This window comes from Paenirhizobium cremeum (assembly GCF_047553425.1).
Taxonomy (GTDB): Bacteria; Pseudomonadota; Alphaproteobacteria; order Rhizobiales; family Rhizobiaceae; genus Allorhizobium; species Allorhizobium cremeum.
The window spans coordinates 4035125-4052911 of sequence record NZ_CP180217.1 but is presented as its reverse complement, the minus strand read 5'-3'; the positions used below and the strand labels follow the sequence as shown (position 1 = coordinate 4052911).

General features: G+C 62.4%; 21 protein-coding genes and 2 tRNA genes. 13 read left to right on the top strand and 10 right to left on the bottom strand.

Annotation, left to right across the window (positions count from 1 at the left end; translation table 11 throughout):
* Positions 1-79: 79 nt before the first annotated feature.
* The gene (locus ACLBKR_RS19540; RefSeq protein WP_113447054.1) at positions 80-526 is read right to left on the bottom strand and encodes a DoxX family protein; all 447 of its coding nucleotides are present in this window, start codon (positions 524-526) and stop codon (positions 80-82) included.
* A 149-nt stretch (positions 527-675) separates the two neighbouring features.
* Between ACLBKR_RS19540 and ACLBKR_RS19535 the strand changes: the two genes are divergently transcribed.
* On the top strand, positions 676-987 hold the full coding sequence (locus tag ACLBKR_RS19535; RefSeq protein ID WP_113447055.1) for a SelT/SelW/SelH family protein: 312 nt from the start codon (positions 676-678) through the stop codon (positions 985-987).
* A 48-nt stretch (positions 988-1035) separates the two neighbouring features.
* Here the strand turns inward: ACLBKR_RS19535 and ACLBKR_RS19530 are convergent, their stop codons facing one another.
* Positions 1036-1503, bottom strand: a complete 468-nt coding sequence (locus ACLBKR_RS19530) for a BA14K family protein (protein WP_113338504.1) — start codon at positions 1501-1503, stop codon at positions 1036-1038.
* A 298-nt stretch (positions 1504-1801) separates the two neighbouring features.
* On the opposite strand from ACLBKR_RS19530, the gene ACLBKR_RS19525 reads away from it, so the two are divergent.
* Positions 1802-1886, top strand: a tRNA-Leu gene (locus ACLBKR_RS19525).
* Between the two features lie 103 nt (positions 1887-1989).
* Here the strand turns inward: ACLBKR_RS19525 and ACLBKR_RS19520 are convergent.
* The 5 genes from ACLBKR_RS19520 to ACLBKR_RS19500 form a co-directional block, all read right to left on the bottom strand.
* Entirely contained in the window at positions 1990-2715 is a 726-nt protein-coding gene (locus tag ACLBKR_RS19520; RefSeq protein WP_113338519.1) for a DUF1003 domain-containing protein, read from the bottom strand.
* 80 nt (positions 2716-2795) lie between these two features.
* Positions 2796-3182 (bottom strand): hypothetical protein, encoded by a 387-nt coding sequence (locus tag ACLBKR_RS19515; protein ID WP_113486020.1) that lies wholly within the window; start codon positions 3180-3182, stop codon positions 2796-2798.
* A gap of 178 nt (positions 3183-3360) precedes the next feature.
* A complete protein-coding gene (locus ACLBKR_RS19510) occupies positions 3361-4230 on the bottom strand; it encodes an NlpC/P60 family protein (protein ID WP_113486019.1) in 870 nt (289 codons plus the stop codon).
* A 7-nt stretch (positions 4231-4237) separates the two neighbouring features.
* Positions 4238-4588, bottom strand: a complete 351-nt coding sequence (locus ACLBKR_RS19505; protein ID WP_113338522.1) for a MarR family transcriptional regulator — start codon at positions 4586-4588, stop codon at positions 4238-4240.
* A gap of 93 nt (positions 4589-4681) precedes the next feature.
* Complete coding sequence (locus ACLBKR_RS19500) at positions 4682-6073, bottom strand: leucyl aminopeptidase family protein (RefSeq protein WP_113443957.1); 1392 nt, start codon at positions 6071-6073, stop codon at positions 4682-4684.
* Positions 6074-6274: 201 nt separating this feature from the next.
* Between ACLBKR_RS19500 and ACLBKR_RS19495 the strand changes: the two genes are divergently transcribed.
* Complete coding sequence (locus ACLBKR_RS19495) at positions 6275-7078, top strand: tetratricopeptide repeat protein (RefSeq protein ID WP_112827822.1); 804 nt, start codon at positions 6275-6277, stop codon at positions 7076-7078.
* A gap of 31 nt (positions 7079-7109) precedes the next feature.
* On the opposite strand, the gene ACLBKR_RS19490 is transcribed toward ACLBKR_RS19495, so the two are convergent.
* Both ACLBKR_RS19490 and ACLBKR_RS19485 read right to left on the bottom strand, forming a co-directional pair.
* On the bottom strand, positions 7110-7697 hold the full coding sequence (locus tag ACLBKR_RS19490; protein ID WP_113486017.1) for an IMPACT family protein: 588 nt from the start codon (positions 7695-7697) through the stop codon (positions 7110-7112).
* A gap of 18 nt (positions 7698-7715) precedes the next feature.
* Positions 7716-7895, bottom strand: a complete 180-nt coding sequence (locus tag ACLBKR_RS19485; protein WP_162708159.1) for a hypothetical protein — start codon at positions 7893-7895, stop codon at positions 7716-7718.
* 313 nt (positions 7896-8208) lie between these two features.
* On the opposite strand from ACLBKR_RS19485, the gene ACLBKR_RS19480 reads away from it, so the two are divergent.
* On the top strand, positions 8209-9396 hold the full coding sequence (locus tag ACLBKR_RS19480; protein ID WP_414900064.1) for an IS481 family transposase: 1188 nt from the start codon (positions 8209-8211) through the stop codon (positions 9394-9396).
* Positions 9397-9440: 44 nt separating this feature from the next.
* Here ACLBKR_RS19480 and ACLBKR_RS19475 read toward each other — a convergent pair.
* A tRNA-Ser gene (locus ACLBKR_RS19475) sits at positions 9441-9530 on the bottom strand.
* Positions 9531-9737: 207 nt separating this feature from the next.
* Between ACLBKR_RS19475 and ACLBKR_RS19470 the strand changes: the two genes are divergently transcribed.
* The 9 genes from ACLBKR_RS19470 to deoC all read left to right on the top strand — a co-directional run bounded on the left by ACLBKR_RS19470 (position 9738) and on the right by deoC (position 17782).
* Positions 9738-10055, top strand: coding sequence for a hypothetical protein (locus tag ACLBKR_RS19470; protein WP_112827821.1), 318 nt, complete (start codon positions 9738-9740; stop codon positions 10053-10055).
* Positions 10056-10135: 80 nt separating this feature from the next.
* Positions 10136-10795 (top strand): peptide-methionine (S)-S-oxide reductase MsrA, encoded by a 660-nt coding sequence (gene msrA, locus ACLBKR_RS19465; protein WP_113486572.1) that lies wholly within the window; start codon positions 10136-10138, stop codon positions 10793-10795.
* A gap of 247 nt (positions 10796-11042) precedes the next feature.
* A complete protein-coding gene (locus tag ACLBKR_RS19460; protein WP_112827530.1) occupies positions 11043-12035 on the top strand; it encodes a BMP family lipoprotein in 993 nt (330 codons plus the stop codon).
* 166 nt (positions 12036-12201) lie between these two features.
* Entirely contained in the window at positions 12202-13722 is a 1521-nt protein-coding gene (locus ACLBKR_RS19455) for an ABC transporter ATP-binding protein (protein WP_113447061.1), read from the top strand.
* A 7-nt stretch (positions 13723-13729) separates the two neighbouring features.
* Entirely contained in the window at positions 13730-14833 is a 1104-nt protein-coding gene (locus ACLBKR_RS19450) for an ABC transporter permease (protein WP_112827528.1), read from the top strand.
* 9 nt (positions 14834-14842) lie between these two features.
* Positions 14843-15814 (top strand): ABC transporter permease, encoded by a 972-nt coding sequence (locus tag ACLBKR_RS19445; protein ID WP_113437302.1) that lies wholly within the window; start codon positions 14843-14845, stop codon positions 15812-15814.
* Between the two features lie 3 nt (positions 15815-15817).
* Positions 15818-16210, top strand: coding sequence for a cytidine deaminase (locus ACLBKR_RS19440; RefSeq protein ID WP_112827526.1), 393 nt, complete (start codon positions 15818-15820; stop codon positions 16208-16210).
* Positions 16207-17022 carry a purine-nucleoside phosphorylase gene (locus tag ACLBKR_RS19435; protein WP_113447062.1) on the top strand — a complete coding sequence of 272 codons (816 nt, stop codon included), beginning with the start codon at positions 16207-16209 and terminating at the stop codon, positions 17020-17022. The genes ACLBKR_RS19440 and ACLBKR_RS19435 overlap by 4 nt, the downstream gene beginning before the upstream one ends.
* Positions 17009-17782: a deoxyribose-phosphate aldolase gene (gene deoC / locus ACLBKR_RS19430; protein ID WP_113447063.1), complete on the top strand. Its 774-nt coding sequence runs from the start codon at positions 17009-17011 to the stop codon at positions 17780-17782. Before ACLBKR_RS19435 ends, deoC begins: the two co-directional genes overlap by 14 nt.
* Positions 17783-17787: the final 5 nt, after the last annotated feature.

Genomic DNA, 17787 nt, shown 5'->3' with positions numbered 1-17787 from the left:
CCGCCGACTCGCCCACCACGGAGATGACCACGACCGGCGGCGCTCTTCAAGGGCATGCCACGATGCTTGCGGCCCGGCCTCAGAAGACTTTTCCGAGACGCCCGTCAACCGACTGGCGATTGCCGCCACGGATCGAGAAGAACAGGAAGATCGCCGCCCAGAGGATCGATTTTTCAGCCCCACCCAGGCCTTCCGCCTTGACGATCCAGTGGAAATAGACCGTGACCAGCAGCACGATCATCGCCGCGAAGGCGGCGGGGCGCGTGAAGAGGCCGATGGCGACGAGAATGCCGCCGAAGAATTCGGTCGCCGAGAGAAGGGGAGACCAGAAGGCGCCGGGATAAAAACCGAGGCTCTCGACCATTCCCACGGCGCCGAACGGATTTATGATCTTGCCGTAGCCATGGGTCACCAGCAGGAAGCCGGCGACGACGCGGAGCACGGTCTCCACCGTCTCGTAGCCGGCGGCGTAGACAGGGCGAAGCTGAGGGACAATCAGCCGATTGCGGTCGACAGGGTTGGACATGTCGGCACTCCTTGATTTTTGCGTTCCGGGTCTCGGTTTGTTGCGGTTATGCTAATGGCTGCAAAGACAGCCAGGCTCAAGCATGCCTCGGTAAAAACATGACTTTAAGAGTTGACTTTATCGTGAAGATGTAACGAGGAAAAGGAACGATGAGTGACAAGCCGCGGGTGACCATACTCTACTGTACGCAGTGCAACTGGCTGCTGCGCGCCGGCTGGATGGCGCAGGAACTGCTGCAGACCTTTCCGGAGAGTGTTGGTGAAGTGGCGCTCATTCCCGGCACAGGCGGCAATTTCGAGATCCGCGTCGATGGCGAACTCATCTGGGAACGCAAGCGCGACGGCGGTTTTCCCGGACCGAAGGAACTGAAGCAACGGCTGCGCGACATCATCGAACCCGAACGCGACCTCGGCCATGCGGACCGGGTGACGGCGGCTTCAAGTAATGCCGGTGAAAACTGAAAAAGGGCAGGCTTTCGCCCACCCCTTTCCGGATTGCTGCAGGGCCGGTCAATAATAGGGCGACCGGCAGACCCTGAAGTAACCACTGGAGGACAGGAACCTGTTCGTCTGCGGATTGTAGGACCGGTAGCGGTCGAGGCACCAGCGGACGTGACGGTTCCAGTTGCGTCCCGGCGGCATGCCATAGGCAGGCGGCGGAGGGGGGCGACGATAATAGCCGTCATCCCAGCGCGGCGGGGGCCGACGGCGATAGTCATCGTCCCACCGCGGCGGTGGCGGGCGGCGGTAGCCATCGTCCCAGCCGGGAGGCGGCGGTGGCCGCCGATAGCCCGGCGGACGGCGGGTTTCGTAGCAGCCATACGCATCGCAGTAAACCTGCACCTTTTCGACGCCGGACCGCTCTGCAGCGGGCGGCGCGACCTGCGTCATCGGCATCGCTGCCTGCGTTACGGCAGGCAACAATCCGACAAGGCCCAGGAAGGACCCCAGCAGGATTTTTCCAAACAATCTGATCATGTTACCTCCAGCCAGAAGATTCGTCCGTCCATGACGGACATCGGGAGCGCCCTTCCCCGCATCGGCAATCTCCGGCAGATGCGGCCTTCTGTCCAGCCGCTTCTCCGCCTGCCTTCCGGAAGACGATGCCTGGCGCCACCGTCCCCGAACATGCCTAATCCTCCGCGATATCATGGCTTTTCCAAGACTGCCGGTCCCGTCGTTCCAAGGCTCTTCGGCCTGCTTTGCGATATCCGACACGAAAACTTCAAAAAGCCAGTTGACAGTCCGAGTCGCTGCCTTTACACGGCTCCTCGTCGCCCAGATGGCGGAATTGGTAGACGCGCAGGTTTCAGGTACCTGTGCCGCGAGGCGTGGAGGTTCGAGTCCTCTTCTGGGCACCATTCCAATCTTGATCGCTGCCAGATCAAGGATTTAGCTTTAAAAAATCGAAACAGGCAAACCGGCTTCCGCCGGAGTGTTTTGGCTTGGGCGGGTTTCGTCCCGTCAGCGCGGGGATTTTCGCGTCTCCGACAGTTCCTCGAAGAGTTCGAGCTGCATTGCCTGGATTTTCGACAGTCTTTCCCACTGTCCCACGAGAATATGATCCAGCTTCTCGTGCAGATGCCGGATCTCGAGTTCGGCCTTGAGATTGATCTGGTAGTCGTTCTGCGAACGCAGCCTGTCCTTTTCCTCCTGCCGGCGCTGGCTCATCATGATGAGCGGGGCCTGAAAGGCGGCGATCATCGACAGGAAGAGATTGAGCAGGATGAAGGGATAGGGATCGAAGCTCGTGAAGATGGCCGGAATGGCGTTGACGAACATCCAGGCGACGAGAAAGAAGAGGAAGGACAGAATGAATGTCCAGGAACCGGCGAAGGAGGCGATCCGATCGGCAATACGGTCGCCGAGGGTGACGGTCTCCTCGTAGCTCTCCTCGGTGTTCTCCGTCACCGTCTCGTGCGCGGCGATACTTTCGATCACCTCCCGGTCGAGTTCGCTCAACTGCCCGCGCTCCCGGCGGATCATGTCCTCCACCGAGCGGCGGCGGCACTCCTGCAGATCATCGCGGCAGATCCAGCCGGTGGAGCGCCAGTCGGGCGTGATCCGGTCCAGCTCTTCCGCAAGCGAGGGACGCACGACATCGCAGGCGGTCATGTCCCGTCTCGATTTCAGACGCTTGCAGACGCCGCAGGTTTCCTGGGGGCTCTGACGGGCGGGATGGTGCGGCATGCCGATGGCTCCGATACGGGTGACGAATCGCCGCCATGGTGGCGACGCTTGTGCAAGGAGGCAAGCGATCGGGAGCCGGCTCAGTCGATGTTGCGCGGATTGACGCCCGGATACCAGCCCCTGGAGGGCGGGTTGCGGCCTTCAAACACCATGCCGTCCCTGGTGCAGCGGTAAACCACGACCGGCACGCCGCTGCTGCTTCGGAAAGGACTGTCCCGGCCCCGATCGACGAAACGCGTCACGGTGTGGCACTCGTAGTTCGAGTCGGAGGAAAATTCGCCGGGCGCCATGGGGCGGACACCCGGCAGGTCGGAATAGGTAGCGTCGCCGGACCGCTCGAAGGTTTTCGGCAGGCGCAGCCCTTCGGCGGCCAATACCGGGCCGGAAAAGGACGAGACGGAAACGGCGACAGCCAGCCCCGCCATCAGGACGCGCTTCAGGCCCGCTTCCCCCGGTCTCTGCTTCATCCCTCTGCTGTCCGACATCATATCCTCATTTCGTCTCGGCACGATCGGCCGGGATCGTTTGCCGGCTGGCCATTTCGTTATCAGATATAATGACGGCACCATCCCGACGAAAAGAGGCATACGCTTTTGTGATCGGTGCGTGGCTTTCTGGCAACCGGGTTCAGGCAGTCGGGCGGATTCAGGCAGTCGGGCGGCGATAGCCGGTCGGCATGTCGTAGAGCCAGCCGATGCGCCTGACGGCGGCCTCGAAATCCTCGCGCGCCACGGTCATGGTATGGCCGTTGGCATGAAGGAGCGTGTTTTCGTCCTCCATGATGCCGGCATGTCCCTTCCAGAAGACGAGATCGCCGCGACGAAGCTCCTCGCGCGAAATGATCGCTCCGAGACCCGATGCCTGCATGTCGGAATCGCGCGGCGCGCTTCGCCCGGTCATCTGCAGGGAAAGCTGCACGAGACCCGAACAATCAATGCCGAAACCCGAACGCCCGCCCCAGAGATAAGGCGTCTCCAGGAAGCGGGCAGCAATGGCGACGTAATCGTCGGACGGCCAGGAGCCGAGCGGCAAGCAATGGCCGGCGACGATGGCGCGGCCGTCTGGCAGATTATGGTAGTGCGTGCCCCGCGTTTCGGCCTCGCCGACGACAGTGACAAGGCTGCCCATGGAAAATGCCGATGAGGCGGGAAAACGCAGGTCCGGCCCCGGATAGACGAAGGTGCGCGGCACGACGACACGATGGGTCGGAGCGGCCTCGGCATCGGAGAGCGCCGCTTCCGGCAGGTAACCGACATAACCGTCCTGCCTGGCCTTCACCCAGGCGAAACCGCCGGCCCGGTCGAACACCGTGACCTCTTCGCCGAAGAGCAGTTCGGTATCGATGCCGACGGCGAGGTCGGGCCTCGGTCGCAGCGCCGCGACCGGCACAGCCAACCTTGCCGGCGTTCCCTCGACGAAGCGGGCCGCTTCCACCTGCCCTTTCAGAGCGGCCTCAGCCAGATCGGCGCGGTACGCATTGAGCCTGCGGTCGAGGATGTTTTCGGTGGTATTCATGGTGTTCTCAATAGCCCAGCTTGCGGCCCTGCTCGATGACCAGGTCGCCGAATTTTTCGAGGAAGAGCGCGCCGCCCACCGTGCGCCTGACGATGACGCTGCGGCGGTCGCGCTCATCACGAACGCGATCGACCAGCCCCATTTCGCCCATGGTATCGAGGGCACGGGTGATGACCGGCTTGGTGACGTTCAATCTCGCCGCAAGCCCGCGGACGGTATGCGGCGGCGGCACGAGGTAGATCTCCAGAAGGATCGCCATCTGGCGCAGCGTCAGGTCGCGCTTGTCCTGCTGCACCTGCTGCAGCGTCACCTTGTGCCAGAGGCCAAGCGCCTCCGTGGCGGTCAGTTCAACAGTCATGGGCGGGTCCGCGACGTCGTTTGCGCATTTCTTTTCCGGCAATCGACGCGGCATTGCAAGAGCGGTGACCGCCGGCCACCGCCCGTGGGGCCATTACTTCAGCCCGGAGCGCAGGAAGCGGTAGAGCGCCCGGATGCCCTGGGCCTCTCCGCCAACAGGCGAATGGGGCCGTTCGCTCTGCGCCCAGCCGAAAATATCGAAATGCACCCAGCTCTTCGACTTGCCGACGAAGCGCTTGAGGAAGAGGGCAGCGGTGATCGAGCCCGCCATGCCGCCAGCCGGCGCATTGGTGAGATCGGCGATCGAAGTCCTCAGGTTTTTCTCGTAGCCCTTGTAGAGCGGCATGCGCCAGAGCGGATCGTCGGTCTCGAGGCTTGCGTCGACGAGTTCATGGGCGAGATCCTCGTCGTCGGTGAAGAAGGGCGGCAGGTCCGGACCGAGCGCCACGCGGGCAGCACCCGTCAGCGTGGCCATGTCGACCAGCAGATCCGGCGCGTCCTCGTCGGCATAGGCGAGGGCATCGGCAAGGATCAGCCGCCCTTCGGCATCGGTATTGTCAATCTGGACGGTCAGGCCCTTGCGGCTTTTGTAGATATCGCCCGGGCGGAATGCATTGCCGGCTATGGAATTCTCGACGGCGGGAACGATGACGCGCAGGTCGATCTTGAGCTTGGCGTCCATAATCATCAACGCCAGGCCAAGGACGTTGGCCGCGCCACCCATGTCTTTCTTCATCAACAGCATGGACGAGGCCGGCTTGATGTCGAGGCCGCCGGTATCGAAACAGACGCCCTTGCCGACGAGTGTCACACGCGGATGCCCCTTCTTGCCCCAGCGCATTTCCAGAAGGCGCGGCGCAACCGCGCTGGCGCGGCCGACGGTATGGACCAGCGGAAAGTTCTTCTCCAGCAGTTCATCGCCGACGATGGATGTGACTTCGGCCTTGTAGTGTTCCGCCAGCGCCCGGAAGGCGTTTTCCAGGTCGGCAGGTCCCATGTCGTTGGTCGGGGTGTTGATGAGGTCGCGGGCAAGGAAGACGCCGGCAAGCTGGCGCTTGATGTCGGCGGCGTCGGCATCCTGCGGGATCAGAAGCTTGGGCTCGGCCGGGCGCTCGGACCGATAGCGGTCGAAGCTGTAGGAGCCGAGACCGTAGCCGAGCAGCAGCCGGTTGGCGGTCAATGGCGCAGTCTCGATGTGCCAGTCGCCCGCCGGCAGGCTGCGGGCCAGCTTGCCGGTGAGGAACGGATTTTCCGAGGGGTTGGAACCAAGGCCGAAGAGCGCGCCGCCGAGATGGCCATCCGCTGTCGGGATGAGCAGCACCGATCCCGCTTCCGCCTTGAAGCCGGCCTTGCGGGCCCAGTCGAGCGCGATCGGATCGATCGTGCCGGTCTCGATATGGGCCGGGGTGACGGCGAAGACGGGCAGGGTCTTCCCCCCCTTGGAACTGAAGGGGTTATGTCTCTCGATATACTGGTAGGGGGCCATAAGCTGTCTTTCGGAAAGGTACGGGCGGAATCAAAGGGCGTGAGCCCGATTAACACTCCGTTAGGGTTAACAGATTATTGCTGGAGCGGAGATTGCGTCGCTTTTCACCATGGCAGGGCGCGCAAACGCCATCGCAGCAGGAAGAAGAACATGGTTATTCGGCACAGGTCTTCGCATCATCGGGTCGGCACGGGTCGCCGGATGAGAATTTTCGGCGGCATCTGCCTGCTGATGGCGGCGAGCGTGCTGGCCGGCTGCTCCACGTCCCGGCCCGACCGATCGGTTACCACCGGTTCGATCCCGCGACTTTCCAAACCGGTCGAAAGCATGACCGCGCCGGAGCTCGCAAATGCTGCTGCAAGCATCGGCCAGGCCTATGAACGCAATCCGAAGGACCGCAATGTCGGCATGACCTATGCCAACGTCCTGATGATGACGGGCCGCAACACGCAGGCGCTGGCCGTCATGCAGCAGGTGGCGATCGCCAATCCATCGGACCGCGACGTGCTCGCAGCCCTCGGCAAGGCACAGGCGGCGGCGGGCCAGCTCGAGAAGGCGCTGGACACGATCGGCAGGGCGCAGACCCCCGACCGTCCCGACTGGCGCCTCTATTCCGCCGAAGGCGCCGTTCTCGACCAGCTCGGCCGCTCGAACGAGGCGCGCTCGCGTTATCGCATGGCGCTCGACCTCAAGCCGAACGAGCCGACGATCCTTTCCAATCTCGGCATGTCCTACGTGCTGAGCGGCGATCTGCGCACCGCCGAAACCTACCTGAAATCCGCTTCGCAGCAGCCCGGCGCAGACAGCCGCGTCCGGCAGAATCTTGCTCTGGTGATCGGCCTGCAGGGCCGTTTCCAGGAAGCCGAACAGGTCGCCCGGCAGGAACTCGATCCGCAACAGGCCGATGCGAACGTCGCCTATCTGCGCTCCATGCTGTCCCAGCAGAATTCCTGGAAACAGCTTGCCTCCAAGGACAAGGCGAGCCCCGACAACGGCACCAACTGAGATCCGCTTTCCGGTATCAGCAGCGCTCCGGTCAGTCGACGGTGTCGATCAGAGCGCGGCCGCTCGTCAGATCCGTGACCATACGGTTGACGGCTTCCACCTCCGCCACCGGAACGGCGACATCGAGCCATGCGCCCTCGGCGCCGAACTTCTCCTTCTCGATATGCAAGTCGCAAACGCCAAGCAGGCGTGACTTGACGAGCGCGAGATCGGAAAAGCCGCAGCCAAAGCGGACCAACGAACGTGGGATGATCTCGACCTTTTCCGCCACCTTCAGACAGATGGCCGCCGTGCCGCCATAGGCGCGCACAAGACCGCCGCTGCCAAGCAGGATGCCGCCGAAAAACCGCGTCACCACCGCCGCCACGCCATCCAGCGCCTGGCCGTCAATGGCCTGAAGGATCGGTTTTCCGGCCGTGCCGCTCGGTTCGCCGTCATCGCTGAAACGATAGGCCTGACCGATACGCCATGCCCAGCAATTGTGGTTGGCGGATGCATCCGACACGGTCGCAATGAAGGCCTTGGCCTCGTCCTCGCTCGCGACCGGCGCGGCATGGGCGATGAAACGGCTCTTCCTGATATCCTGCGTGAAGGTTTCGCGCTGCTTGAGGGTAAACATCTCTTTCTCCAGACACCCTCATAGAGCGTTTCCAGCGAAAACGGAGTCGCCGTCAATGCTCCATCTCTCTGTTTTCACGCAATTTCCGACCAGTTGCTCGCCAGCAATCCCTTTCTGAAACGCCTGGCCGAGCTTTTGGACGACGGATTGCTTGCCGGTGCAGCCGATATTGGGGCGCTCGAGCAGGAGTTCGGCCATCTCAGTTCACTCGAGGAATGGCTGGACGGCCCCGGAAAGCCGTTTTTTGCCCCCTTGGCGACAAAAACGCAGACGTCGCGCTTCGTTAAAACGATCCAGCAGAAGCCTGACGGCATCCGGTCACCGAGAGAGTGCCCTTCGGAGCTCTCTCACGCGCCGGCTTCGGCCTCATCGATCCGATCAATCGACAAGAATTTCCTGCTGCAGATTCAATTTCCTGCTGCAGATTCATTGTGTGCCCGACCTGAGAGATAGGTGACGTTTTGTACCGGAGACATGGGTAACACTTTTCGCTTTTTGGCGGGAGGTGTTGATGCCGTGGAAAGAGGCTTCGGTGATGGAGGAACGTCTACGATTTGTTGCCCGACTGCTGGAGGGCGAAGGGATGAGCGATGTGTGCCGGTCGTTCGGCATCTCGCGCAAGACCGGCTACAAGATCTTCAATCGCTACAAGGACGACGGCCTGGAGGCGCTGACGGACCGGTCTCGGCGGCCGGTGCGTTATGCCAACCAGTTGCCCGAGCCGGTGGAGGCCATGATCGTGCGGCTCAAAAAGGACAAGCCGCATTGGGGTGCCAGGAAGATCAGGGAGCTTTTGGTGAAACGCCTAGCCGGCGATGTGCGCGTGCCGTCGAAGAGCACGGTGCATGCCGTTCTTGACCGGCACGGGCTGGTCGCCCATGCGCGCAAACGGCAACGCCATCGAGCCGAAGGAACAGCATTGTCTCAGGCATCGCTGCCGAACGAGCTGTGGTGCGCGGACTTCAAGGGCGAGTTCAAGCTCGGTGACGGCCGCTATTGTTACCCACTGACGGTCACCGACCAGGCGTCCCGTTATCTTCTCGCCTGCGAAGCCTTTGAGTCGACGCGAGAGCGGGCTGTCTTCGACGCATTCCGGCGGCTGTTTGCCGAATGCGGCCTGCCGGCCGCGATCCGCAGCGACAACGGCCTGCCGTTCGCCAGCCCCAACGGCCTTTATAATCTCTCGAAGCTGTCCGTCTGGTGGCTGCGGCTCGGGATCGTGCTTGAGCGCATCAAGCCAGGCCATCCGCAAGAGAATGGCCGGCATGAGCGCATGCACCTGACGTTGAAGAAGGAGGCCACTCGCCCGCCCGGCAGAAAAATCCTCCAGCAGCAGGCTCGCTTCGATGTATTCGTCCGCGAATTCAATCAGGAGCGGCCGCACGAGGCGCTGAACATGAAGGTGCCGGCTGATCTCTACGTCGCTTCGTCACGCCCCTACCAGGGCCTGCCGGAGATCGACTACCCTTTCCACGACAGAGAGGCGCTGGTGACCCAGTGCGGCCGGATCTGCATCTATCGCAAGAAGATCAACATCTCGACCGTGCTGGCAGGACAGAAACTGGGAATCAAGGAAGTCGACGACGGTATTTGGCTCGTCAGCTTCATGCATTATGATCTGGGATATATCGACCTGGAACAGAGGACTTTGCAAACCATCGACAACCCGTTCGGCACGAGGTTGTCACCTATGTCTTAGGTACAGACTGTTACCTATGTCTCCGGGTCGGACAGTGTTGGATATGGCGGACAGAGAGGGATTCGAACCCTCGATACGCTTTCACGTATACACGCGTTCCAGGCGTGCGCCTTCAACCACTCGGCCACCTGTCCTTAACAGCTCTCTGCCTCTATCGGGCAGTGCAGCCGGTCGGGCGCGATATATACCGATGAATTTCCGCGGATCAACCCAAATCTGACAGATTTTTGACTTGTCCGCGCAAATACCTATCTATTAGCTCTTCGCGGACAGGAAGGGGGCCTGGCTGCGGGTGCTGTGCGTTTCGCCGTCCCTCTCGGCAAAAGCTGGAGATGGAAATGCTGCGCTTTGTATTTCGTGCCCTGAGTTTCCTCTGCCTCTGCCTCGCAGTGATCGTGGCGACGATCGATTCGATCGAGTCTGTCTCGATCTCGCAGGTCGCCGTCACTCCGCTCGCCACGACCTGGGCGGAGACTAGCCCTGCAACTCTGGTCGGCGCGCAGTCCCTGGTGGAAGCCTATGCAGGCAAGCCCGTCTGGCAGATCATTTCGGCCTGGCTGCTGCCGCAACCGGCTTTTGCCGTGCTTCTGCTCCTGGCATTGCTGCTGTGGATGATCGGTTACCGGAAGCCTTCGCCCGCCGGCCGTTTTGCCGCCTGACCTGTCGGCGGCGGTGCGCCGTACCTATATATGCGACATGAAAAGCCAGAGGCCGCTTCACCGGCCAGAGAGAGGCAAGAATGTTCCTGATCGACATGTTCAACAAGAAGACCACCATGCCCACCCCGGACACGGCCCTGCCCGGCCGCGACCAGCCGATCCCGACCGCGGAGACCCATTTCGTCTCAGGCAGGCCGCTCAAGGGACCTTATCCTGAGGGCCTGAAGACGGTCTATCTCGGCATGGGCTGCTTCTGGGGGGCTGAACGCCTGCTCTGGAACACGCCCGGCGTCTGGGTGACTGCCGCCGGCTATCAGGGCGGGATCACCCCGAACCCGACCTATCAGGAAACCTGCACAGGGCTCACGGGCCATACCGAAGTGGTCAAGGTCGTCTACGACCCGGGACAGGTGACACTCGAAGCCCTGCTGAAGATCTTCTTCGAGGCGCACGACCCGACGCAGGGTATGCGCCAGGGCAACGACATCGGCACGACCTACCGCTCGGCCATCTATGCCGAGAACCCTGACGACATAGACACCGCGATCCGCATGCGCGACGCCTTCCAGGAGGCGCTGATCGCATCCGGCCGAAAGATGACGGTGACGACCGAGATCGCGGCGGCCGGTCCCTTCTATTATGCCGAGGACTATCACCAGCAATATCTGGCGAAGAATCCGGATGGTTATTGCGGTCTTCGCGGCACCGGCGTCTCCTGCCCGATCACGCCCGCGGCATAAGCGCCCTGCCCAAGACAAGGGCAGAAAGCTCATTGATCTGACAGGATTTTCGGCAATCGTCGCCGGAAATCCTGCGGTTCCACTATTCCTTTACCGGATGAAAAAAATCTGGTGAATTTTTCCATGAGCCATGCAAGGATGCGCGCAGCCAGGCCCTTGATGAGGGGGTCGGTGGTTCCGCAGACATGCCTTCCAAAGGGCTTGCGGGAGGACCCAACAAGATCAATAGCAACAACAGGGCTGCACAATGAAAAAAACCCTTTTGAGCCTCTTTGCCTTGACCGCGATGTCGGCCACGGCGCTTGCCGCGGACATCAAGCCGGCGCTCGTCTACGGCACAGGCGGCAAATTCGACAAGTCCTTCAACGAGGCGGCCTATGCCGGCGCAGAGAAGTTCAAGGCGGAAACCGGCATCGAGTATCGCGATTTCGAGCCGACCGGCGATACCCAGGGTGAACAGGCGATCCGCAACTTCGCATCCAAGGGCTACAATCCGGTCGTTGCCGTCTCCTTTGCCTGGACCTCGGCGATCGAAAAGGTCGCAGCCGAATTCCCTGACACCAAGTTCGTTCTCGTCGACAGCGTCGTCGATCTGCCGAACGTCCGCTCGGTCGTCTACAAGGAAGAGGAAGGATCCTATCTCGTCGGCGTCCTGGCTGGCCTCGCCTCCAAGACCGGCAAGGTCGGCTTCGTCGGCGGTATGGACATCCCGCTGATCCGCAAGTTCGAATGCGGCTACGAGCAGGGCGCACGCGCCGCCAAGGCCGACATCCAGGTCTTCCAGAACATGACCGGCACCACCGGTGCGGCATGGAACGACCCGGTTCGCGGCGGTGAACTCACCAAGAACCAGATCGACCAGGGCGCGGACGTCATCTATGCAGCAGCCGGCGCCACCGGCCTCGGCGTGCTGCAAACCGCCGCTGACAACGGCAAGCTTTCGATCGGCGTCGATTCGAACCAGAACCACCTGCATCCGGGTTCGGTTCTGACCTCGATGGTCAAGCGCGTCGACCTCGCCGTGTACAACGCCTATGCCGATGCCAAGGGCGACAAGTTCACCGCCGGCGTCCAGGCGCTCGGCGTCAAGGAAGACGGTGTTGCCTATGCCCTCGACGAGAACAACGCCAAGCTGATTACCGACGACATGAAGGCAGCGGTCGAAAAGGCCAAGGCCGACATCATTGCCGGCACGATCAAGGTCCATGACTACATGTCGGACAATTCCTGCCCGAAGTGATCTGATACGGGCGCAAGACGGCATGATCGGCCGTCTTGCGCCCTTTCCATGTCTTGAGCATCCTGTCCGCGCCGGAAGCGGGACGATCAAACGGGCGGGCTGCTTCAAAAATCCATAAAAGAGGGCGTTCACTGCAGGCTTGCGGGCAACGCTCCGGGGGATTGGAATGAGCGAAACGAACCGGGCACCGGCGATCGAGCTGATCGGCATCGACAAGAAATTCGGCGCCGTGCATGCCAACAAGAACATCAACCTGACCGTGGCCAAGGGTTCGATCCACGGCATCATCGGCGAGAATGGAGCCGGAAAATCGACGCTGATGTCGATCCTTTACGGCTTTTATCATGCCGACAGCGGCAGCATACACATCGACGGCAAGCCAGTTGCGATTCGCGACAGCCAGTCGGCGATCGCCGCCGGCATCGGCATGGTGCACCAGCACTTCATGCTGGTCGAAAATTTCACCGTGCTTGAAAACCTGATGCTCGGCGCCGAAGGCGGCGCCCTGCTCGGCAAGGGCACGGACAAGGCACGCGCGGCGCTGAAGAAGCTCGAGGACGATTACGAGCTCGAGGTCGACCCGGATGCAGTCATCGAGGAACTGCCGGTCGGCCTGCAGCAGCGCGTCGAAATCCTGAAAGCCATGTATCGCGGTGCCGAGATCCTTATCCTCGACGAACCCACCGGGGTTCTGACGCCGGCCGAGGCCGATCACCTGTTCAAGATCCTGCGCGTGCTGCGCGACCAGGGCAAGACCGTGATCCTGATCACGCACAAGCTGCGGGAGATCATGGCGATCACCGACACGGTGTCGGTGATGCGCCGCGGCGAGATCGTGGCAACCCGCAAGACGGCGGAGACGACGGTGGAGGAACTCGCCGAACTGATGGTCGGGCGACGGGTGCTGCTGCACGTCGAGAAGGGCAGCGCCAAGCCGGGAGACGTCTATCTTTCGGTGCGCAACCTCACCGTCAAGGACAGCCGCGGCGTCACCATGGTCGACAACGTCTCCTTCGACGTTCGGGCCGGCGAGATCGTCGGCATAGCGGGCGTGGCGGGCAACGGTCAGAGCGAACTGCTGGAAGCCATTACCGGCATCCGCAAGCCGACATCGGGCGAGATCTTCATTTGCGGCGAACCGGTCGCCGGCTATGATCCGGCGAAGCTGCGCTCAATCGGTCTAGCCCATATCCCGGAAGACCGGCATCACATGGGCCTTATCCTGCCGTTCGAGGAAAGCCAGAATGCCATTCTCGGCTACCACCGCGATCCGCGCTACGGCAAAGGCCCGTTCCTCGATCCCGACCTCATCCGCAAGGCGGCCGTCGAAGAGATCGAGAAATATGACATCCGGCCGCCGAACCCACGGCTCAAGACCGCAAACTTCTCCGGCGGCAACCAGCAGAAGATCGTCGTCGCTCGCGAAATCGAGCGCGACCCGAAACTTCTGATCGTCGGCCAGCCGACCCGCGGCGTCGATATCGGCGCCATCGAATTCATCCATCGCCGGATCGTGGAGACCCGCGACGCCGCCAAGGCCGTGCTTCTGGTGTCCGTCGAACTCGACGAGATCCGTTCGCTCTCCGACCGTATCCTGGTGATGTTCGCCGGCAAGATCGTCGGCGAGAAGAGCCCGGAAACCGGCGAACAGACACTCGGCCTGATGATGGCCGGCATTGCCGCATGAGGTTTTGATGAGTACCGCTTCCGTACCCCTTCCCAACTGGATCAACTACGCGCTTCTGCCGTTGCTCAACCTCATCCTGGCGTTTCTGGTGTCCGGCCTCGTCGTCTGGATCATCGGCGAAAATCCCTATGAGGCGCTGAAGCTCATGCTCGCCGGCGCACTCGGGCGCGGCGAGGGCATCGGCTTCACGCTCTATTATGCGACCAACTTCATCTTCACCGGCCTCTCCGTCGCCGTCGCCTATCATGCGGGACTGTTCAACATCGGCTCGGAAGGCCAGGCCTATGTCGGCGGTCTCGGCGCGGCACTCGTGGCGCTGGCGCTCGACCATTACGTGCCGTGGTACGTGACGATGCCCTTCGCGGTTCTGGGTGCCGCCGCCTTCGGCGCGGCATGGGCGTTGATCCCCGCATGGCTGCAGGCCAAACGCGGCAGCCATATCGTCATCACCACCATCATGTTCAATTTCATCGGCGCGGCGCTGATGGTCTACCTGCTCGTCAACGTGCTGATCGTGCCGGGCAAGATGGCTCCGGAAACCCGCACCTTCCTGCCCGGCGGCCAGTTGCCGAAGCTCGACTGGCTGATGGCGCTGTTCGGGCTGAAGCTCGGTCCGGCCCCCTTCAATGTTTCCTTCCTGATCGCGCTCTTCATGTGCGTCGTCGTCTGGGTGCTGATCTGGCGCACCAAGCTCGGCTACGAGATGCGCACGCTCGGGCTTTCCCGCCCGGGAGCGGCTTACGCCGGCATTCCCTATGTGAAGATCGTCATGGTCACCATGCTGATATCAGGCGGGCTTGCCGGAATGATGGCGCTCAATCCGGTGCTCGGCGCCTCCGCCCGCCTGCAGGTCGAGTTCGTCGGCGGGGCCGGCTTCGTCGGCATCGCGGTTTCGCTGATGGGACGCAGCCACCCTCTCGGCATCCTGCTCGCGGCCATCCTCTTCGGGGTGCTCTACCAGGGCGGCGCCGAGCTTTCCTTCGACATGCCGAACATCACCCGTGACATGATCGTCGTGATCCAGGGTCTCGTCATCCTGTTTGCCGGCGCGCTGGAATACATGTTCCGTCCGGCGATCGTGCGCATCTACCAGCAATTCGTGAGAGGTTGAGGCAAGACGATGGATTTCTTCGATATCCTCATCAGCATTCTGGGATCGACCATCCGCCTGTCGATCCCGCTGATCTTCACCGCCCTTGCAGGCCTCTTTTCCGAACGCTCCGGCATCTTCGACATCGGGCTCGAAGGCAAGATGCTGGCAGCAGCCTTCGCAGCGGCATCGGCAGCCTACATGACGGGATCGCCATGGATCGGCCTTGCGTCGGGTATCGGCGTTTCACTCGCCTTCTCGCTGGTGCACGGCTTTGCATCGATCACCAATCGCGGCAACCAGATCGTCTCGGGCGTCGCGATCAACTTCGTGGCGGCCGGCCTCACCGTCGTTCTGGGACAGGCCTGGTTCGGCCAGGGCGGCCGCACGCCGCAGCTCGCGGGCAGCGCACGCTTCTCGCCGATCACGCTGCCGGGGGCGGAGGCGATGCGCGACGTGCCGGTGATCGGCCCGCTCTATGCCAACGTGATCTCCGGCAACAACCTGCTCACCTATCTCGCCTTCCTGGCGGTGCCGCTTTCGTGGTGGGTGCTTTACCGTACGCGCTTCGGCCTCAGACTTCGCGCGGTCGGCGAAAACCCCGGCGCAGTCGATACCGCCGGCATCTCGGTGACATGGCTGCGCTACCGGGCCGTGCTGGTCGCGGGCTTTCTCTGCGGCTTCTCGGGCACCTATCTGGCAATCGCCCAGTCGGCGGCCTTCATCAAGGACATGTCGGCCGGCAAGGGCTATATCGCGCTCGCCGCGCTGATCTTCGCCAAGTGGAAGCCGGTGCCGGTGCTGCTCGCCTGCCTGCTCTTCGGCTTCCTCGATGCGCTCGCCAATTTCATGCAGGGCAAGTCCGTGCCGCTGATCGGCGAAGTGCCTGTCCAGATCTTCCAGGCACTGCCCTACATTCTGACCTGCATCCTGCTCGCCGGCTTCATCGGCGCGGCAAACCCGCCGAAAGCCGGCGGCGTACCCTATGTGAAGGAGCGCTGAACCATGTCGCACGATCTCTTCGAAGCCGCACGCGGCGCGATGAAGTTCGCCCATGTGCCCTATTCCAAGTTCCCTGTCGGCGCGGCCATCCGCGCCGATGACGGCAAGGTCTATACCGGCGCCAATATCGAGAACCTCTCCTTCCCGCAGGGCTGGTGCGCCGAACCGACGGCCATTGGCTGCATGGTCATGGGCGGGGGCAGGAAGATCGTCGAAATGGCCGTGATCGCCGAGAAGCTGGCGCTTTGCCCGCCTTGCGGCGGGTGCCGGCAGAAGATCTCCGAATTCGCGGATGCCGGCACGAAGATCTATCTGTGCGACGAAGTCGGCGTGCAGAAAACCATGACCATGGCAGAACTCCTGCCCTTCAGCTTCGAGACGGACATCCTCGGATGAGGGAAGTGATCGATCTTCTCGTCGACCGGCTGAACGGGCTGGTGCCGCGTCATGGCATCGTTCTCGGCTCGGGTCTCGGCTCGCTCGTCGATGAAATCCGCAACCCGATCCGCATTCCCTATACCGAACTGCCGGGCTTTCCGGTGAGCGGCGTATCGGGTCATGCCGGCGCCGTGGTGGCTGGCCTGCTCGGCAATGTGCCGGTCATCATGCTCGCCGGTCGCATCCATTACTACGAGCACGGCGACCCGAATGCGATGCGCCTGCCGATCCAGGTGCTGATGGGGCTCGGCGTGCAGTCGCTGATCCTCACCAATTCGGCCGGATCGCTGCGCGAGGACATGCCTCCGGGCTCGGTGATGCTGATCTCGGACCACATCAATTTCTCCGGCCACAACCCGCTGATCGGCCAGGACAGCGACAGGCGCTTCGTCGGCATGACGGCGGCCTATGACGCGGAACTTTCCGCCGCAATGCGCCGCGCGGCGGAAGAAGAAGGCATTCCGCTTTCCTCCGGTGTCTACATGTGGTTCTCCGGCCCAAGCTTCGAAACGCCGGCCGAGATCCGCATGGCGCGCGTTCTCGGCGCCGACGCGGTCGGCATGTCGACCGTTCCGGAAGTGATCCTGGCGCGCTTTTTTGGGCTGCGCGTCGCCGCCGCATCGGTTATTACCAATTACGGAGCCGGCATGACGGGTGCTGAACTCAGTCACGAAGAGACTAAGGACATGGCTCCCATCGGCGGAAAACGACTTGCCGCCATCCTCAAAAGGATGATTGCCGGCGGAGGGACGACCCATGGACACGCATGAACTGCGGGCGACAGCCGCCCGTGCCTTGTCGCTGCTCGACCTGACCAATCTCAAGGACGACTGCACGCCGGCGGCCATCGAGGCGCTGTGCGAACGGGCGCTGACGCCTTACGGCCATACGGCAGCGATCTGCATATGGCCGCGCTTCGTGCCCCAGGCGCGCGCGCTGTTCGGGGCGGAAACACCTGTCCGGATCGCGACGGTCGTCAACTTTCCTTCCGGGGAGATGAAGGTCGAGGACGTGGTTGCCGAAACCCGCGACGCGATTGCCGACGGGGCTGACGAGATCGACGTGGTCGTCCCCTATCGCGCGCTGCTTTCCGGCGACGAACAGGCCGTCAGCGACATGGTTGCCGGTGTGAAGGCCGCCTGCGGCCCGGCCATTACGCTCAAAACGATTCTGGAGACAGGCGAAATCAAGGACATGGCCCTGGTTCGACGCGCCTCGGAACTGGCGATCGAAGCGGGCGCGGATTTCATCAAGACCTCGACCGGCAAGGTCGCCGTCAACGCCACGCTGGAAGCGGCCGACACCATGCTGCAGGCGATCCGCGACAGCCGCAAGAAGGTGGGCTTCAAGCCGGCGGGCGGTATCTCCACCGTGGCGGACGCTGCCCTCTATCTTCGGCTTGCAGACACGATCATGGGCGAGGACTGGGCGATACCGTCGACGTTCCGCTTCGGCGCGTCCGGCCTGCTCGACGACATTCTGTCCGTGCTTGGCGGCGGGCGCGCGGTCACCGACAATTCCGATTACTGAACTCC

Bases quoted from the DNA above. Each gene is read 5' to 3' on its own strand.
- ACLBKR_RS19540 (WP_113447054.1), bottom strand. From the start codon at position 526: ATGTCCAACCCTGTCGACCGCAATCGGCTGATTGTCCCTCAGCTTCGC.
- ACLBKR_RS19535 (WP_113447055.1), top strand. From the start codon at position 676: ATGAGTGACAAGCCGCGGGTGACCATACTCTACTGTACGCAGTGCAAC.
- ACLBKR_RS19530 (WP_113338504.1), bottom strand. From the start codon at position 1,503: ATGATCAGATTGTTTGGAAAAATCCTGCTGGGGTCCTTCCTGGGCCTT.
- ACLBKR_RS19520 (WP_113338519.1), bottom strand. From the start codon at position 2,715: ATGCCGCACCATCCCGCCCGTCAGAGCCCCCAGGAAACCTGCGGCGTC.
- ACLBKR_RS19515 (WP_113486020.1), bottom strand. From the start codon at position 3,182: ATGAAGCAGAGACCGGGGGAAGCGGGCCTGAAGCGCGTCCTGATGGCG.
- ACLBKR_RS19510 (WP_113486019.1), bottom strand. From the start codon at position 4,230: ATGAATACCACCGAAAACATCCTCGACCGCAGGCTCAATGCGTACCGC.
- ACLBKR_RS19505 (WP_113338522.1), bottom strand. From the start codon at position 4,588: ATGACTGTTGAACTGACCGCCACGGAGGCGCTTGGCCTCTGGCACAAG.
- ACLBKR_RS19500 (WP_113443957.1), bottom strand. From the start codon at position 6,073: ATGGCCCCCTACCAGTATATCGAGAGACATAACCCCTTCAGTTCCAAG.
- ACLBKR_RS19495 (WP_112827822.1), top strand. From the start codon at position 6,275: ATGAGAATTTTCGGCGGCATCTGCCTGCTGATGGCGGCGAGCGTGCTG.
- ACLBKR_RS19490 (WP_113486017.1), bottom strand. From the start codon at position 7,697: ATGTTTACCCTCAAGCAGCGCGAAACCTTCACGCAGGATATCAGGAAG.
- ACLBKR_RS19485 (WP_162708159.1), bottom strand. From the start codon at position 7,895: ATGGCCGAACTCCTGCTCGAGCGCCCCAATATCGGCTGCACCGGCAAG.
- ACLBKR_RS19480 (WP_414900064.1), top strand. From the start codon at position 8,209: ATGCCGTGGAAAGAGGCTTCGGTGATGGAGGAACGTCTACGATTTGTT.
- msrA (WP_113486572.1), top strand. From the start codon at position 10,136: ATGTTCCTGATCGACATGTTCAACAAGAAGACCACCATGCCCACCCCG.
- ACLBKR_RS19460 (WP_112827530.1), top strand. From the start codon at position 11,043: ATGAAAAAAACCCTTTTGAGCCTCTTTGCCTTGACCGCGATGTCGGCC.
- ACLBKR_RS19455 (WP_113447061.1), top strand. From the start codon at position 12,202: ATGAGCGAAACGAACCGGGCACCGGCGATCGAGCTGATCGGCATCGAC.
- ACLBKR_RS19450 (WP_112827528.1), top strand. From the start codon at position 13,730: ATGAGTACCGCTTCCGTACCCCTTCCCAACTGGATCAACTACGCGCTT.
- ACLBKR_RS19445 (WP_113437302.1), top strand. From the start codon at position 14,843: ATGGATTTCTTCGATATCCTCATCAGCATTCTGGGATCGACCATCCGC.
- ACLBKR_RS19440 (WP_112827526.1), top strand. From the start codon at position 15,818: ATGTCGCACGATCTCTTCGAAGCCGCACGCGGCGCGATGAAGTTCGCC.
- ACLBKR_RS19435 (WP_113447062.1), top strand. From the start codon at position 16,207: ATGAGGGAAGTGATCGATCTTCTCGTCGACCGGCTGAACGGGCTGGTG.
- deoC (WP_113447063.1), top strand. From the start codon at position 17,009: ATGGACACGCATGAACTGCGGGCGACAGCCGCCCGTGCCTTGTCGCTG.